The organism is Thermopolyspora flexuosa, from assembly GCF_006716785.1.
Classification (GTDB): Bacteria; Actinomycetota; Actinomycetes; order Streptosporangiales; family Streptosporangiaceae; genus Thermopolyspora; species Thermopolyspora flexuosa.
In genome coordinates, this window is record NZ_VFPQ01000002.1 from 412,188 (window position 1) to 428,101 (window position 15,914).

The following is a 15,914-nucleotide window of genomic DNA, read 5'->3' on the forward strand; positions in this document are numbered from 1 at the left end:
CGGGTCACCCGGCCCGCAGCGCGAGCATGCCGTCGGCGCCGAGGCCGACCCGGGAGCCCAGCCGCCGCCCGGTGCGGTCGAGCATCGCCGCGAGCCACTCGGCGTCCCCGCGCCCGGCCCGCTCCAGGCGCATCCGCCGGGCGCGCAGCGGCACCATCCGCAGCCGGGCTGGCGCTTCGTCGCCGAGCGTGACCAGGTAGAGCAGCCGCAACTCGTCCCGGTACTCCTCGTAGCCCGGGATGCCCTCGTAGTCGTCGATGAGGTCGCCGCAGCCGTACAGCACCAGCCCGTTCCGGTACCGCTCGATCGGGCGCGGATGGTGCGAGGAGTGCCCGTGCACCACGTCCACCCCCGAGTCGATCAGGATGTGGGCGAACTGGATGTGGTCGCGGGGCACCTCGTACCCCCAGTTCGACCCCCAGTGCACGGACGCGACCACTGTGTCGCCTGCGTCGCCCGGCCGCTTCGCCCGCCGTACCCGCTCGCCGACCTCCGCCGCCCGCCCCGGCGACGGCGCCGGCACATAGGCGACACCGGGCCGCCCCGGCCTCGCCGCCCAGCCCGGCGGGATGCCGCTCGACGGCATGCCGAACGCGAACACCAGCACCCGCCGCCCCGCACCGGCCTCCACGATCGCGGGCCGCCAGGCCTCCTCCTCGTCGCGCCCCGCCCCGGCCGCCCGCACCCCCGCGCCCGCCAGCACGTCGAGCGTCTCCACCAGCCCACGCTCGCCGAAGTCGAGCACGTGGTTGTTCGCCAGCACGCACACATCCGGCCGCGCCGCCAACAGGCCAGGCAGATTCTCCGGGTTCATCCGATAGTGCACGCTCTTGTCGGGCGCGAAGTCGCCGCTGCGCGTGACCCCGGTCTCCAGGTTCACCACCCACACATCCGGCGCCGCCTCCCGCAGCACCCGCAACGCGTCGCCCCACGGCCAGTCGAAGCCCACCGGCTGTGGAATCGCGCCGCTCGCCTCCTCGGCCAGCATCACGTACTCGCGCGCGTCCCCGACGTACGGCTCGCACAGTTCCGGATCCCCCGGATGCGGCAGGATCTGATCAACCCCCCGGCCGAGCATGACGTCGCCGCCGAGGGCCAGTGTCAGCAGGTCAGACCCCATGTCGTCACCCAGAGACGATCACTTGCGGACGTTTTCCCGACCACGGACGCGCCGAGGCCGCCACTCACCACCGCTGCCCGGCATGAGCGGGCCTTACACCGGCAGCACGGCACCCGCCGCCGCCACGCGACCCGGGGGTCGTCGAACCACGGCCGATCACCACACCGGCACCGATCGATCATTTCAGGGGGCCGCGCGGACCGCCTTGACCGACTTCGACACCGCCAGAGCCGAGCACCTCGCGTAACCGTTGCCACCCGGACCGTTGACGCCGTCGGCTATCCTGAGTCGCGGGCGTATGACCGCCGGATGACTTCCGGCTAGCCGACGTCCTCGGCGAAAAGCTGTCATAGACGCGCAGGACGGTAACTTCGTCGCCGAGGGCGGGGATGGCTTTGTATCCTTGCCCACGAGGGGCGTTAGCTCAATGGTAGAGCTGCAGACTTTTAATCTGTAGGTTCAGGGTTCGAGCCCCTGGCGCCCCACCACTTCCGACCAGCGCATCCCTTGATCAAACCCCGGGATGCGCCTGCCCTTTTCCGGGTGCCGACACCGGTGTCCGACCGTTGCGTCCCAGGACGGCGGCCCGATGGAGACGGGACACGACCAGGGCGTGTTGCCGACCGGACGACGGTCGCCGGGCCGTCCCGCGGCCGAATAAACCGCCCGCCCGTGCACGGCATTTGATCCAAGCCGTGGGCAGGATCCGCCGTCAGGGTACCCGTCGTCCGCGCGGGCCGGCGGATTCAGCGGGAGGGGCCGGCAGGGGTTCCATCGGCCGAGTCGGTCCGCCTGCCATGCCGTCCGGGGCGGGCCGGACGCGAGGACGTCAGCGTTTGTACATGATCACCCGGCTCGGCGCGGGTACGGCGACGACCCGCCAGCCGCGGCGCCGGTAGAGCCCCATCGCGGCGTGCGCGGCCGGATGGGTCGACAGCCAGTAGGGGCCGCCCTCGGCCGCGGCGAGGACGGTGTCGTGCAGGGCGAGGCCGAGCCTTATGCCGCACAGCTCCGGGGTGACGGCGAGTTCCTTGAGGGTGAAGTCGTCACCCGCGGGGCGCGCGGCACACCGGGCCAGCGCCGAGCACCGGAGCCCGTAGGCGAAGCCGTACACCTCGTCGCGGCACAGCGCGAGGGCGAGGACGAAGCCGGGCCGCCCGCTGTCGGCGAGCACGCGCGCGGCGACGCTCCTCGCCAGCGGGTACGGCTCGCACCACGGCGGGCGGGTGAAGCACCGTCCGCCCACGTCGGCGATCGACGCGAGATAACACGACAGGTCCGCGGCCGGGACGAGCCGGATCTCGGCGCCCGCCCGCCCGGCCGAACCGGCCGAAGCGGCTGAAGCGGCCGAGGTGGCCGAAGCCGCTCGCGGATGGGCGGGCGCCGTGGTCATCGGGTCACGCGCCCTTGGCCGCGTTGTACCGGGCGATCACGTCGTTCCAGTTGATCAGGTCCCAGAGCTTCTCGACGTAGTCCGGGCGCACGTTGCGGTACTGCAGGTAGTAGGCGTGCTCCCAGGCGTCGAAGACCAGCAGCGGCGTGGTGTTCATGCCGACGTTGCCGTGGTGGTCGTAGACCTGCTCGACCACGAGCCGGCGGCCGAGCGGCTCCCAGGCGAGCACGCCCCAGCCGGAGCCCTGCACCGTCACGGTCGCGGTGGTGAGCTGCTTCTTGAACGCCTCGAAGGAGCCGAAGTGCTCGTCGATGGCGTCGGCGAACTCGCCGTCGGGACGGTCGCCCCCGTCGGGGGAGAGGTTCTGCCAGAAGATCGAGTGCAGCACGTGGCCGGACAGGTTGAACGCGAAGGTCTTCTCCAGCCCCACGAGGCCGCCGAACTCGCCCTTCTCCCGCGCCTCGGCGAGCTTCTCCAGGGTGTCGTTGGCGCCCTTGACGTAGGCGGCGTGGTGCTTGGCGTGGTGCAGCTCCAGGATCTCCCCGCTGATGGCGGGCTCCAGGGCCGCGTAGTCGTAGGGCATGTCGGGCAGCGTGTACTGACCCACAGCTACTCCTCATCGGCAGTTGCAAGTATTTTGCAACAACGGTACTACCGCAACAGTGGGCCGGACAGGCTTGACCGCGCATCCGGCCGGACCTAATTTGCGAATAGTTTGCAGATGAAAGTTACTTGCGAAGAGATTCAGTGATCATGAGGCGGTTGGTCCTGCTGCTGGTGTCCGTGCTCGTCGTGGCGGGCTGCGGCAGCCGCCCCGCGACGCATCAGGCGGCCGCCGACCGATCCGGCGCGCAACATCCGGGCTTCCCGGTCACGATCGAGAACTGCGGCCGGACCTACACCTTCGACAAGCCTCCGACCAAGGTCGTCACCGGCTACCACCCCGCCCTGGAGACCCTGATCGCGCTCGGCCTGCAGGACCGCGTCGCCGGCCGTACCAACTTCTCCGAAAGCGCGTTCCTGCCGGGGCAGAAGGAGCACTACGACAAGATCCCGGAGATCTCTCCGACGATCATGCTGCCGCAGAAGGAGATCATGCTCTCCCAGGGCGCGGACCTCGTGATCGACAACTCCCCCGCCAGCTTCGACCCGGCGGGCGGGTACGCCACGATCGACGAGCTCGCCGCGGCCGGAACCCCCGTCTACCTGCTCGGCAACTGGTGCGACCCGGAGAGCCAGCTCGAATTCGACATCGAGCAGATCTTCACCGACCTGCGCAACCTCGGCGCGATCTTCGGCGTGCCCGACCGGGCCGAGAAGCTCATCACCGAGCTGCGTGCCCAGCTCGACGACGCGACCAGGCGGGTCGCCGACCGGCCCAAGGTCAGGGTCCTCGCCACCGACGGCGGCAAGGGCCCGGTCAACGCGTACGGCGGTACCGGCCTCACCAACGAGTTGATCAGGCTCGCCGGCGGCGAGAACGTGCTCGCCGACGTGCGGGCCGACTACACGGAGGTGAGCGCCGAGAAGATCGCCGCCACCGACCCGGAGGCACTGATCGTCAGCGAGTACGCCACGCTGCGCGGTGAGCCCATGCCCACCGCGCCGCAGAAGGCCGCGGACACCTTCGCGATCGCCAGGAACAGCACCGCCGCCAAGGAACGGCGCTACCTGCCCCTGCCCGTCGCGGCCCAGCACCCCGGCTACCGCAACGTCCTGGCCGTCATCGAGATCGCCAAGTTCCTGCACCCCGAAGCGTTCTCCTGATGAGCCAGGCGAGAGCACTGCGGCCGGCCCTCGCGGCCCGCGCCTCCGGCCGGCTTTGGGTGATCAACATCGCGCTCGGCCTCGCCGCCGTCGCCTCGACGCTGCTCGCGGTGAGCATCGGCGCGGTGCAGGTGAGCCCGGCACAGGTGTGGGGCATCGTCGCCGACCGGCTCGCGCCCGGCACGGTGGCGGCCGACTGGACGGCCGCGCAGGCCCAGATCGTCTGGGAGTTCCGCCTGCCCCGAGCCCTGCTCGCGCTGCTCGTGGGGGCCGGGCTGGCGGTGGTCGGCGCGGTGCTGCAGGCGCTGGTGCGCAACCCGCTCGCGGACCCGTTCCTGCTCGGCGTCTCCTCCGGCGCGTCGCTGGGGGCGGTGCTCGTCTTCATCCTCGGCACGTCCGCGCTCGGCGGGCTGTCGCTGTCGATGGCCGCGTTCCTCGGCGCGCTGCTCGCCATGGCGCTCGTCTACCTGCTGGCGCAGCGGTCGGGCCGGATCACCCCGGCCCGCCTCGTGCTCGCCGGGGTCGCCCTGGCGTACCTGTTCCAGGCGCTGTACAGCTTCGTGCTGCAGCGGGCGCAGAGCGGCCGGGCCGCCCAGCAGGTGCTGTTCTGGCTCATGGGCAGCCTCGGCGGGGCCCGCTGGGAGACGCTGCCGATCCCTGCGGTCGTGCTCCTCGCCGGCCTGCTCTACCTGCTCGTGCAGCATCGCCCGCTCAACGCGCTGAGCGCCGGCGAGGACACCGCGATCTCCCTCGGCGTCGGCGTCGCCTCGCTGCGCGTTCGGCTCTTCGTGCTCACCTCGCTGCTCGTCGGCGTCATGGTCGCCGTCACCGGCGCCATCGCCTTCGTCGGCCTCATCGTCCCGCACGCCGCGCGGCTGCTCGTCGGCGCCGACCACCGCCGGGTCCTGCCGGTCTCCGCCCTGCTCGGCGCGGTCTTCCTGCAACTCGTCGACGTCGCGGCCCGGACCATCGCCGCCCCGCAGGAGCTCGCCCTGAGCATCGTCACCGCCGTCTTCGGCGTGCCGTTCTTCCTCTGGCTGCTGCGGAGGCGCGGATGACCCTGCGGATCAACGGCGTGAGCCTGCGCATCGACCGGCGCCTCATCGTCCAGGACGCCGACCTCGAGGTCGGCCCCGGCGAGTTCGTCGGCCTGCTCGGCCCGAACGGCTGCGGCAAGTCCACCCTGCTCCGCAGCGCCTACCGCGCCCTGCGCCCCGCCGCCGGCCTCATCACGGTCGAGGGCGACGACCTGGTACGGCTGTCGCCGCGCGAGTCGGCGAGGCGCACGGCCGTGGTCGCCCAGGAGACCCCGGCCGAGCTCGCCTTCACCGTGGCCGAGATCGTGGCGATGGGCCGTACCCCGCACAAACGCCCCCTCGACCGCACCACCGAGGAGGACGAGCTCATCTGCGCCCAGGCCCTCGAACGCGTCGGCGCCTCCCACCTCGCCGGCCGCGAATTCGCCACGCTGTCCGGCGGGGAGAAGCAGCGGGTGCTCATCGCCCGCGCCCTCGCCCAGCAGAGCCGCCTGCTCCTGCTCGACGAGCCCACCAACCACCTCGACATCCGCCACCAGCTGGAGATCCTCCGCCTCGTGCGCGACCTCGGCGTCAGCACCCTCGCCGCGCTGCACGACCTCAACCAGGCCGCCGAGCACTGCGACCGCCTCTACCTCATGGACGGCGGCCGCATCGTGGCCGGCGGCACCCCGGAGGAGGTCCTCACCCCCGAACGCATCTCCCAGGTGTACGGCGTGCGCGCCGTACCCCGCACCCAGCTCGCCTTCGAGCTCAAGGAGGAGCCGTGATCACCCGGCTGCTGAGCCTGTCGCCCGCGGTCCGGCCACGCCTGGCGGCGCTGGTCGTCCTGCTGATCACGATCACCGCGACCTACGTCGGCCAGGGTGTGCTGGTCGCCCAGTCGCTCGCCCGGATCTTCGCCGGACGGCCGGTCTCCTCGATCGTCTGGTTCCTCGCCGGCATCGCCGCCCTGCAGCTCGTGCGCAGCGCGGCGCTGGCCGTACGGGAGAGCGTGGCGCTGCGCGCCTCCGGCGCCGTCAAGGCCGAGCTGCGCCGCCGCCTCACCGCCAAGCTGCTGCTGCTGGGGCCGGGCTGGACGCAGCGCGGCCGGACCGGCTCCACCCAGACCTCGCTCGTCGACGGCATCGAAACCGTGGACGCCTACATCGGCAGGTTCCTGCCGCAGACGATCGCCTCGCTGCTCGGCGCGGTCGGGGTCACCTCGTTCCTGTTCGTGCTCGATCCGATCATCGGCGTGGCCGTGCTGGCGTGCGCGGTGCTGATGGCGGTGCTGCCGCTGGCGTCGAACCGGGTGCTCAAGGACCGCAACGACGCCTGGCTGCGCGGCTACCGGGGCCTGTACGCCGAGAACCTGGACGCGTTGCAGGGCATGGCCACGCTCAAGGCGTTCAACGCCAGCGGCCGGCGCGGCCGGGAGCTCGCCGCGTTCGCCGAGCGGTTCTGCCGTGACTCGATCCGGCTGATGGCGATCGTCGTGGCCTACGTGGGCGGCATGGCGTTCGTCATCGGCCTGGGGACCGCCGTGGCGCTCGGCGTGGGCGCGATGCGGCTGGTCGCGGGCGAGCTGAGCGCGACCGAGCTGCTGCTGATCCTCATGCTCACCGCCGAGTGCTTCCGGCCGTTGAAGGAGCTGGAGTCCGCCTACCACTCCAGCTACAACGCCGTCCCCGCGCTGACCGCGATCTTCGAGGTGCTGGACGCCCCGGCACCGGCTCAGGGCTCGGGGACCGCCTCCCGCCACGACGTCGGCTTCCACGACGTCACCTTCACCTACCGGGACCGGGACCGGCCCGCCCTCGACGGGTTCACGCTGCGGGTCGCCCCCGGCGAGCGCGTCGCGCTCGTCGGCCGCTCCGGCGCGGGCAAGACCACCGTCGCCGCCCTGCTGCTGCGCTTCTTCGACCCCCAGCAGGGGCGGATCACGATCGGCGGCACCGACATCAGGGACCTGCCGCTCGACGAGCTGCGCTCGCTCATCGCCGTGGTGTCGCAGGACACCTACCTCTTCCACGGCACGGTACGGCACAACCTCACGCTGGCCAGGCCGGACGCCACCGACGCCGAGCTCGAGGCGGCGATCCGGGCGGCGCGCGCCGGCTTCGTGCACGACCTGCCCCAGGGCCTCGACACGATCGTCGGCGAACGCGGCCTCAAGCTGTCGGGCGGCGAGCGGCAGCGCATCGCGATCGCCCGCGCCCTGCTCAAGGACGCCCCGATCCTGATCCTGGACGAGGCCACCTCCAGCGTGGACGCGGCGAACGAGTCCGGCATCCAGCAGGCCCTCGACGCGCTCACCGGCGGCCGCACCACGATCATGATCGCGCACCGGCTCTCCACGGTCCGCGACGCCGACCGCGTCATCGTCATGGCCGACGGCCGGATCGTCGAGGAGGGCGACCACGCCGGCCTGCTCGACCGGGGCGGCGCCTACGCCCGCCTCGTCGCCGCCCAGGAAGGAGCCGTCTGATGCTCGCGCTCACCAAGCTCCTCGGCCCGCACCGGTGGCTGCTGCTCGCGGCGGTGCTCAGCGGCATCGCCCACCATCTGGTCGTCCTGGCGTCGGCGGGCGTCGGCGCGTGGGTGGTGAGCCACGCCATCACCGGTGCGTCCGCCGACGAGCTGCGCGGCGGCCTGATCGCGCTCGGCCTGCTGCTTCCGCTGCTCGCCGTCACGCCGTGGCTGGAGTCCTACCTCGCCCACGTGGCCGCCTTCCGCGTCCTGGCCGACGTGCGCGGCCAGGTCTACGCCGCCTTCGACCGCCTCGCCCCCGGCTACCTGCTGCAGCGCCGCTCCGGCGACCTCGGCTCCGCCGCCATCGCGGACGTGGAGCAGCTTGAGCTGTGGTTCGCGCACACGCTGAGCCCGCTGGTGAGCGCGGCGACCGTGCCCGTCGCGGCCCTCACCGCGCTCGCCGTCTTCCACCCGGCCCTGGCGCTCGCGCTCGCGCCCGCGCTCGTCGCGCTCGCCCTCGTCCCCGCCTGGCTGCGCCGCCGGGCCCAGGCCCAGGGCGCCGAACTGCGCGCCCGGCTCGGCGAGCTCAACGCCGAGGCGGTCGACACGATCCAGGGGCTGCGGGAGCTGATCACCTCCGGCGCGGGGGAGCGGCAGCTCGACCGGCTCGCCGTACAGGATGGGCGCCTGCTGGAGGCGAAGCTCGCGCACGCCCGCCGCTCCGGCCTGGAACACGCCGTCACCAACGCGCTCACCACGATCGGCCTGCTCGCCGTCCTGCTCACCGCCGCCCTGCTGGTCACCTCCGGCGGCCTGGCGGCCACGTTCTTCCCCGTCGCCGTCGTCCTCGCCGCGACCACGTTCGCGCCCGTCGTCGCCGTCACCGACGTCGCCCGCGACGTCAACCTCGTGCTCGCCGCCGCCGAGCGCATCATGACGATCCTCACCACCCCGCCGCCGGTCACCGACCGCGTCACCACGCCGCCGCCCGGCCCGATCGAGCCCCGCGTCAACTTCACGAATGTGCGCTTCCGGTACGGCCCGGCGCTGCCCGACGCGGTCACCGACATCACCTTCGACATCGCCCCCGGCGAGACCGTCGCCCTGGTCGGCCACTCCGGCGCCGGCAAGTCCACCTGCGCCAGCCTGCTCATGCGCCTGTGGGACGTGGACGCCGGCTCGATCACCATCGGCGGCCACGACATCCGCGACTTCCCCCAGGACGACCTGCGCCGCCTCATCACCCTGGTCCCGCAGGACGTCCACCTCTTCGACATCCCGCTGATCGAGAACATCCGCCTCGGCCGCCCCGAGGCCACCCGGGACGAGGTCATCGCCGCCGCCCGCGCCGCCCAGGCCGACGAGTTCATCCGCGGCCTGCCCGACGGCTACGACACGCTCCCCGGCGAGCTGGGCGCCCGCCTCTCCGGCGGCCAGCGCCAGCGCATCGCCATCGCCCGCGCCATCCTCAAGGACGCCCCGATCCTCATCATGGACGAGGCCGTCTCCAACCTCGACACCGAGAGCGAGCAGGAGGTCGCCGCCGCGATGGCGAGCGTCCGCCGCGACCGCACCACGCTGATCATCGCCCACCGGCTGTCGACCATCCTCACCGCCGACCGCATCGTGGTCCTGGAGAACGGCCGCGTCGCCGGCATCGGCACCCACCAGGAGCTGATCGAACGCCCCGGCCCCTACACCAGGCTGATGGCCGCCCAGCTCACCGGCTCCGGAAGGGCGTGGCCGCCCGACGCCTGACCGCGGGCTTGCGGTACACCAGAGGGCGACATCACGACATGTAGGTGCGTGACGGTGTCAGAGGCACAAGATATAGTGGCCCGCGTAGCCGGTTCGGCCGGGCATCCAGTCCGGCCGGGGTAACAGGGAACCCGGTGCGAGTCCGGGACTGCCCCGCAGCGGTGAGCGGGAACGACCGTCGTCGAGCACACTGGGCCCGTCGTGGCCTGGGAAGTGACGGCCAGTAGGTGACCGGAGTGATCCGGTCGTGCCCGCGAGTCCGAAGACCTGCCGGCTATGCCGTGCCCGCCGAGCCGAGACGGGTGCGGCGGTCCGAGGCCGCGCGGGACGGCCGACGGCTGCGACGGCATCATGCGTTCGCGCGCGGTGGCGTCCCGGCCTGTCCGCGTCCGCGTGGCCTTCCGTGGCGGGAGACACGAGGAGAGCGAACAGGTGACGATTACGCGACCCCTGGCGGCGGGCGGGCCCACCACCGGTGAGCCGGAGCGGCGGCGCGTGCGCGGGCACGACGGCGCGCTCGGGTACGTCGAGGTCCACACGGTCGTCAAGACGGTCGAGCGATGGACCGGCGATCTGGACGACGTCGACCCGCTGCGGGTGGCGACGAAGACGATCAACGGCCTGTACGACGGCGCCACCGCCGACGAGCTGGACCGGCTGACCATCCAGACCGCCGCCGACCTGATCGGCGAGGAGCCGCAGTACTCGCGGCTCGCCGCCCGGCTGCTGGCGGACCGCATCGACCGGGAGGTCCGCGGCCAGGGCATCACCTCGTTCAGCGAGGCGATCCGGACCGGCCACGCCGAGGGCCTCATCGGCGACGCCACCGCGGCGTTCGTCGCGGGCGTCGCGCGGGAGCTGGACGACGCCGTGGACCCGGCGGGGGATCTGCGCTTCGAGTACTTCGGGCTGCGCACCGTCTACGACCGGTACCTGCTCCGGCACCCGACATCCCGGCTGGTGATCGAGACACCGCAGTACTGGCTGCTGCGGGTCGCCTGCGGCCTGTCGCGCACCCCGGCCGAGGCGATCGAGTTCTACCGGCTCATGTCGAGCCTGGCGTACCTGCCCAGCTCGCCGACGTTGTTCAACTCCGGCACCGCGCATCCGCAGATGTCCTCGTGCTTCCTGGTCGACTCGCCGCGCGACGAGCTCGACTCCATCTACGAGCGGTACGCGCAGGTGGCGAAGCTGTCCAAGTTCGCCGGCGGCATCGGCATCGCCTGGTCGCGGGTCCGGTCGCGCGGCGCGCTGATCCGCGGCACCAACGGCAGGTCGAACGGCATCGTGCCGTGGCTGCGCACCCTCGACGCCAGCGTCGCCGCGGTCAACCAGGGCGGCCGGCGCAAGGGCGCCGCCTGCGTCTACCTGGAGCCGTGGCATCCCGACATCGAGGAGTTCCTGGAGCTGCGCGACAACACCGGCGAGGACGCCCGCCGTACCCACAACCTCAACCTCGCCAACTGGATCCCGGACGAGTTCATGCGCCGGGTCGAGGCCGACGAGATGTGGTCGCTGTTCGACCCGTCCGAGGTGCCCGAGCTCGTCGACCTGTACGGCGAGGCGTTCGACGCCGCCTACCGCGCCGCCGAGCGGGACGGCCGGTACGTGCGGCAGGTGCGGGCCCGCGACCTGTACGGGCGGATGATGCGCACGCTGGCGCAGACCGGCAACGGGTGGATGACCTTCAAGGACACCGCGAACCGGCGGTGCAACCAGACCGGGCGCCCGGGCAACGTGGTGCACCTGTCCAATCTGTGCACCGAGATCATCGAGGTGAGCTCCGACGCGGAGACCGCGGTGTGCAACCTCGGCTCGGTGAACCTCGCCGCCCACCTCGGCGGCGACGACATCGACTGGCCGCGCCTGCGGGAGACCGTGCGCACCGCGACGGTGTTCCTGGACCGGGTGATCGACCTCAACCACTACCCGACCCCGCAGGCGGCCGCGTCGAACGCGCGCTGGCGTCCGGTGGGGCTCGGCGTGATGGGCCTGCAGGACGTGTTCTTCGCGTTGCGCCTGCCGTTCGACTCGGCGGCGGCGAGGGAGCTGTCCACCCGGATCGCGGAGGAGATCTACCTCACCGCCCTGGAGACCTCCGCGGACCTCGCCGAACGGTACGGCCCGCACTCCGCCTTCCCCGAGACCCGGGCCGCCCAGGGCCTGCTCCAGCCCGACCTGTGGGGGGTCACGCCCACCCAGACCGCCCGGTGGGCGGCGGTGCGCGAGCGCATCGCCCGGCACGGGCTGCGGAACTCGCTGCTGGTCGCGATCGCGCCGACCGCGACCATCGCCTCGATCGCCGGCTGCTACGAGTGCGTCGAGCCGCAGGTGTCGAACCTGTTCAAGCGGGAGACCCTGTCCGGCGAGTTCCTGCAGATCAACACCGCGCTCGTGCGCGAGCTCAAGGCGCGCGGGCTGTGGACGGAGAGCATCCGGGCCGAGATCAAACGGGCCGACGGATCCGTCCAGCACATCGCCGCCCTCCCCGCCGACCTGCGCGAACTGTTCCGCACCGCGTGGGAGCTGCCGCAGCGCGCGCTGATCGACCTCGCCGCCGCCCGCGGCCCCTACGTGGACCAGTCCCAGTCGCTCAACCTGTTCATGGCGGCGCCGACCATCGGCAAGCTCTCGTCGATGTACCTGTACGCGTGGAAGGCGGGCCTGAAGACCACCTACTACCTGCGGTCCCGCCCGGCGACCCGGATCCAGCAGGCGACCGTCGCCCCCGCCGAGACGGCGCGCACGCCGGCCGCGGACGTGTCGTGCTCACTGGAGAACCCCGAGATCTGCGACGCCTGCCAGTGAAATCCGGCCTCGGCACGGCCACCACCGCCCCCAAGGAGACACGAACGATGCTGCTCGATCCCGGTATGAACCTGACCCTGCGGCCCATGCGCTACCCGCACTTCTTCGACCGCTTCCGTGACGCGATCAAGAACACCTGGACGGTGGAGGAGGTGGACCTCCACTCCGACCTCGCCGACCTGCACAAGCTCGGCCCGGCCGAGCGGCACCTGGTGAGCCGGCTGGTCGCCTTCTTCGCCACCGGCGACACGATCGTCGCCAACAACCTCGTGCTCAACCTGTACCAGCACATCAACTCGCCGGAGGCGCGCCTGTACCTGTCCCGGCAACTGTTCGAGGAGGCGGTGCACGTCCAGTTCTACCTGAACCTGCTCGACACCTACGTCTCCGACGAGGCCGAACGGTCCGCGGCCTTCGCCGCGATCGAGAACATCCCCTCGATCAAGCGCAAGGCGGACTTCTGCTTCCGCTGGATCGACTCCATCTTCGAGCTGCGCGAGCTGCGGACCCGTGAGGACCGGCGGGCGTTCCTGCTCAACCTGATCTGCTTCGCCGCCTGCATCGAGGGCCTGTTCTTCTACGGCGCGTTCGCCTACGTGTACTTCCTCCGCTCCCGCGGGCTGCTGCACGGCCTGGCGTCCGGCACCAACTGGGTGTTCCGCGACGAGTCCATGCACATGGCGTTCGCGTTCGACGTCGTCGACACCGTGCGCCGGGAGGAGCCCGAGCTGTTCGACGAGCGCATGGCCGCACAGGTCGAGGAGATGCTCGCCGAGGCGGTCGAGTGCGAGGTCCAGTTCGCCGAGGACCTGCTCGGCCGGGGCGTGCCCGGAATGTCGCTCGCCGACATGCGGGAATACCTCCAGCACGTGGCCGACCGGCGCCTGGCCCAGCTCGGCATCCCGCCCCGGTACGGCTCGCGCAACCCGTTCGCCTTCATGGAGCTGCAGGACGTCCAGGAGCTGTCCAACTTCTTCGAGCGCCGGGTATCCGCCTACCAGATCGCCGTCCCCGGAACGGTCACCTTCGACGACGACTTCTGATCCGGCCGGCGGGCCCGGCGGCCGGACGGGCGGCACCTCGGTCAGCGAAGCGAGCGGTAGAAGGCGAGGTGCCGCTCGGCGGCGGCCTGCCAGGTGTGGCGGGCGGCGAGGGCGCGGCCTTCGCGGCGCCGTACCGGGTCGTCGCCGGTGAGGGCGGCGGCGAGCTCGGTGGCGAAGTCGTACGGCGTGGCGGCGAAGCGGGCGGCGGGAGAGAAGATCTCGCGGAAGACCGGGAGGTCGCGGACGACCACGGGGACGCCCGCGGCGAGGGCCTCCATCGCGGCGAGGCCGAAGCCCTCCTTCACCGAAGGGAAGGCGAAGACGTCGGCGGCGGCGACCAGTGGCGGCAGATCGTCGTCGGGGACCGGGCCGAGCACGATCGGCTCGACGCCCAGCTCGGCGGCGCGCGCCTCCCAGCGGGCGCGGTAGTCGCGGTAGTCGAAGAGCGTCTCGCCTCCCGCGATGACCAGGCGCACGTCCGGGTGCCGGGCGCGCAGCAGCGCGTACGCCTCGAGCAGGTCGAGGGAGCCCTTGCGCGGCTCGATGCCGCCGACGGTGAGGACGTAGCGGCCGAGGCGGTCCCGCCGGCGGGCGCGGGCCGCCGGGTCGGTGGTGGCGAAGCGGTCGTACGCCACGCCGTTCGGGATGACCGTGGCCTTGATGCCCCAGCCTTCGGCGAGCTCGGCGGCGACCGCCGCTGACACGCAGATGTGCGCGTACGGGGTGACGATAGCCCGCTCGTGGCAGGCGGCGAGTTCGGGCGTGGTGAAGTGGTCGATGTGGTGGACGGTGCGTACGCAGTGGGGCACCGCGTTCGCGCTGATGCAGTCCTGGGCGTGCACGATGTCGTACGGCCCGGCGTCGAACGCCTCGCGCAGCGTCGCGATCGATCGCAGCACCCGCTCGCCCACGCCCTCGCCGGGCCGGTCGGGGAAGGGGACGACGCGCAGCCGTACCGCCGGGTCGACCGGCCGGTAGAACCCCGTGTCGCCGCCCCGGCCCAGCGTCCACACCGTGACGTCCTGCCCGGCGGCGGCGAGCGCCTCCGCCAGGGCGAGCGTGTGCACGACGCCGCCGCGCGGCTTGGTCGAGTAGCTGAGCAGGGCGATCCTCATCGCTCACCTCCCCGGGACCGCGATGCCGGCGGGACCAGAGCATCGGCCGGGCCGCGCTCGCCGACATCGCTCACCTCTCTGGGACCCTCGATGCCGGACGGCGAGGAACCAACGTCCCCGGAGCCCGTCGTGCCACGCGCGCTGTGCGCAGAGGGGCCACGCTGGCCTCCCGCCGGTCCATCGGGAGGTACCGCCAGGTCCCAGCGCTCACGGGAACCTCTCCGGTTCGCGGCCGGTGGGCCGTCGTCGCCCATGCTCACGAACTCGGCGGCCTCCCGCGGATCGGCGGGAGGCCGCCGCCGCCAGGACAGCTTCACGCGTCCTCACGGCGGGCCTCCCCGGTACGCCGTGGGGCGGCGTTCGTCGAGGTGGCGCAGGACGCGGCGGGCGCGGGCGATCTCGGCTTCGACGTCCACCTCGGCGACGGCGAGGCCGGCCTTCGCCCAGGTGCGGGCGAGGATGTCGCCGCCCGGCCCGACCACCTTGGCCTGGCCGAGGAAACGCATGCCGCCCATCGAGCCGGTCTGGTTCGCCGAGGCGAGCACCACCTGGTTCTCGGCCGCGCGCGCCTGGTCGTACAGGTCGAACAGCCTCGCCTGCCGGTCCTGGGCCATGCGCGGGGCCCGGTTGGTGAGGCTCGCCGGCCACGCGGACAGGCAGGCGAGGATGCGCGCGCCGTCGAGGGCGAGGGAGCGGGCGGACTCCGGGAACGTCTTGTCGTAGTCGATCATCATGCCGATGCGGCCGACCGGGGTGTCGAAGGCATTGAAGCGGTCGCCGGGCGCGTACGCGGCGACCTCGCCGGCGGGCAGGTGCACCTTGCGGTGGCGGCCGAGCACGCCGTCGCCGTTGACGCAGACGGCCGCGTTGTAGCGCTCGTCGCCGGCGTCCTCGCAGTAGCCGACGCACACCACCATCTCGGCCGCGAGCCGGGCCACCCGCTGGATCACCGGGTCGTCCGGCTTCAGCGCGGGCGGCAGCGCCTCCGGGTCGGGGTGCCGCAGGTCCGCCAGGTAGCCGCCGAGGGCGGCGTCGGGCAGCACGAGCAGCCGCGCGCCCTCCCGGCGGGCGTCGTCGATGAGCTTCGCGATCCGGGCCAGGTCGAACTCCAGGTCGCGGCCGAAGTGCGCGGCGGCGGCCGCGATCCGGATCGGGCCGGTGGGACCGCTCATCCGGTCCCGCCGTTCGGCGGCGACAGGCACGCCCGTTTGCGTCCGGTCCCTGTCGGTACGGCCAAGCGCCGCGCCACAGCGGCGAGGCGGAGGCGGCCTCCCGGCCGGAAGGCCACGCGGGGAGTCACCTCGGGTTCGCCACGTCGTGGGTGGCGGAGGGGGTCTCCTGGCCGGATGGCCGCGCGGGGAGTCGCCCCGGTCTCGCTACGTCGTGGGTGGCGGAGGGGGTCTCCTGGCCGGATGGCCA

At 72.4% G+C, this 15,914-nt stretch carries 12 protein-coding genes, 1 tRNA gene and 1 riboswitch; of the genes, 8 read left to right on the plus strand and 5 right to left on the minus strand.

Translation table 11 applies throughout. The features are described 5' to 3' along the window. Positions 1 to 4: 4 nt before the first annotated feature. A complete protein-coding gene (locus FHX40_RS24250) occupies positions 5 to 1,120 on the minus strand; it encodes a CapA family protein (RefSeq protein WP_142262277.1) in 1,116 nt (371 codons plus the stop codon). Positions 1,121 to 1,533: 413 nt separating this feature from the next. Here FHX40_RS24250 and FHX40_RS24255 point away from each other — a divergent pair. Further along, a tRNA-Lys gene (locus tag FHX40_RS24255) sits at positions 1,534 to 1,608 on the plus strand. 341 nt (positions 1,609 to 1,949) lie between these two features. On the opposite strand, the gene FHX40_RS24260 is transcribed toward FHX40_RS24255, so the two are convergent. Continuing rightward, a complete protein-coding gene (locus FHX40_RS24260) occupies positions 1,950 to 2,513 on the minus strand; it encodes an N-acetyltransferase (RefSeq protein WP_142262278.1) in 564 nt (187 codons plus the stop codon). Positions 2,514 to 2,517: 4 nt separating this feature from the next. Next, positions 2,518 to 3,120, minus strand: a complete 603-nt coding sequence (locus FHX40_RS24265; protein ID WP_142262279.1) for a superoxide dismutase — start codon at positions 3,118 to 3,120, stop codon at positions 2,518 to 2,520. Positions 3,121 to 3,266: 146 nt separating this feature from the next. On the opposite strand from FHX40_RS24265, the gene FHX40_RS24270 reads away from it, so the two are divergent. From FHX40_RS24270 to FHX40_RS24300, 7 genes are all read left to right on the plus strand, one after another. Then, positions 3,267 to 4,280: an ABC transporter substrate-binding protein gene (locus tag FHX40_RS24270; protein ID WP_142262280.1), complete on the plus strand. Its 1,014-nt coding sequence runs from the start codon at positions 3,267 to 3,269 to the stop codon at positions 4,278 to 4,280. Continuing rightward, positions 4,280 to 5,338: a FecCD family ABC transporter permease gene (locus FHX40_RS24275; protein WP_142262281.1), complete on the plus strand. Its 1,059-nt coding sequence runs from the start codon at positions 4,280 to 4,282 to the stop codon at positions 5,336 to 5,338. The genes FHX40_RS24270 and FHX40_RS24275 overlap by 1 nt, the downstream gene beginning before the upstream one ends. Then, positions 5,335 to 6,087, plus strand: a complete 753-nt coding sequence (locus FHX40_RS24280; protein ID WP_142262282.1) for an ABC transporter ATP-binding protein — start codon at positions 5,335 to 5,337, stop codon at positions 6,085 to 6,087. Before FHX40_RS24275 ends, FHX40_RS24280 begins: the two co-directional genes overlap by 4 nt. After that, positions 6,084 to 7,787, plus strand: a complete 1,704-nt coding sequence (locus FHX40_RS25600) for an ABC transporter ATP-binding protein (protein ID WP_142262283.1) — start codon at positions 6,084 to 6,086, stop codon at positions 7,785 to 7,787. The genes FHX40_RS24280 and FHX40_RS25600 overlap by 4 nt, the downstream gene beginning before the upstream one ends. Beyond that, positions 7,787 to 9,529: a thiol reductant ABC exporter subunit CydC gene (gene cydC / locus FHX40_RS24290; RefSeq protein ID WP_142262284.1), complete on the plus strand. Its 1,743-nt coding sequence runs from the start codon at positions 7,787 to 7,789 to the stop codon at positions 9,527 to 9,529. The genes FHX40_RS25600 and cydC overlap by 1 nt, the downstream gene beginning before the upstream one ends. Before the next feature lie 72 nt (positions 9,530 to 9,601). After that, positions 9,602 to 9,818, plus strand: a riboswitch (cobalamin riboswitch). Positions 9,819 to 9,961: 143 nt separating this feature from the next. Further along, complete coding sequence (locus FHX40_RS24295) at positions 9,962 to 12,337, plus strand: ribonucleoside-diphosphate reductase subunit alpha (RefSeq protein ID WP_229788427.1); 2,376 nt, start codon at positions 9,962 to 9,964, stop codon at positions 12,335 to 12,337. 47 nt (positions 12,338 to 12,384) lie between these two features. Further along, complete coding sequence (locus FHX40_RS24300) at positions 12,385 to 13,380, plus strand: ribonucleotide-diphosphate reductase subunit beta (RefSeq protein WP_142262286.1); 996 nt, start codon at positions 12,385 to 12,387, stop codon at positions 13,378 to 13,380. 41 nt (positions 13,381 to 13,421) lie between these two features. Here the strand turns inward: FHX40_RS24300 and FHX40_RS24305 are convergent, their stop codons facing one another. Beyond that, on the minus strand, positions 13,422 to 14,495 hold the full coding sequence (locus tag FHX40_RS24305) for an MSMEG_0565 family glycosyltransferase (protein WP_142262287.1): 1,074 nt from the start codon (positions 14,493 to 14,495) through the stop codon (positions 13,422 to 13,424). Positions 14,496 to 14,818: 323 nt separating this feature from the next. Next, positions 14,819 to 15,667 (minus strand): carbon-nitrogen hydrolase family protein, encoded by an 849-nt coding sequence (locus tag FHX40_RS24310; RefSeq protein ID WP_142262288.1) that lies wholly within the window; start codon positions 15,665 to 15,667, stop codon positions 14,819 to 14,821. Positions 15,668 to 15,914: the final 247 nt, after the last annotated feature.

Bases quoted from the DNA above. Each gene is read 5' to 3' on its own strand.
- FHX40_RS24310 (WP_142262288.1), bottom strand. From the start codon at position 15,667: ATGAGCGGTCCCACCGGCCCGATCCGGATCGCGGCCGCCGCCGCGCAC.
- FHX40_RS24250 (WP_142262277.1), bottom strand. From the start codon at position 1,120: ATGGGGTCTGACCTGCTGACACTGGCCCTCGGCGGCGACGTCATGCTC.
- cydC (WP_142262284.1), top strand. From the start codon at position 7,787: ATGCTCGCGCTCACCAAGCTCCTCGGCCCGCACCGGTGGCTGCTGCTC.
- FHX40_RS24305 (WP_142262287.1), bottom strand. From the start codon at position 14,495: ATGAGGATCGCCCTGCTCAGCTACTCGACCAAGCCGCGCGGCGGCGTC.
- FHX40_RS24300 (WP_142262286.1), top strand. From the start codon at position 12,385: ATGCTGCTCGATCCCGGTATGAACCTGACCCTGCGGCCCATGCGCTAC.
- FHX40_RS24270 (WP_142262280.1), top strand. From the start codon at position 3,267: ATGAGGCGGTTGGTCCTGCTGCTGGTGTCCGTGCTCGTCGTGGCGGGC.
- FHX40_RS24260 (WP_142262278.1), bottom strand. From the start codon at position 2,513: ATGACCACGGCGCCCGCCCATCCGCGAGCGGCTTCGGCCACCTCGGCC.
- FHX40_RS24275 (WP_142262281.1), top strand. From the start codon at position 4,280: ATGAGCCAGGCGAGAGCACTGCGGCCGGCCCTCGCGGCCCGCGCCTCC.
- FHX40_RS24280 (WP_142262282.1), top strand. From the start codon at position 5,335: ATGACCCTGCGGATCAACGGCGTGAGCCTGCGCATCGACCGGCGCCTC.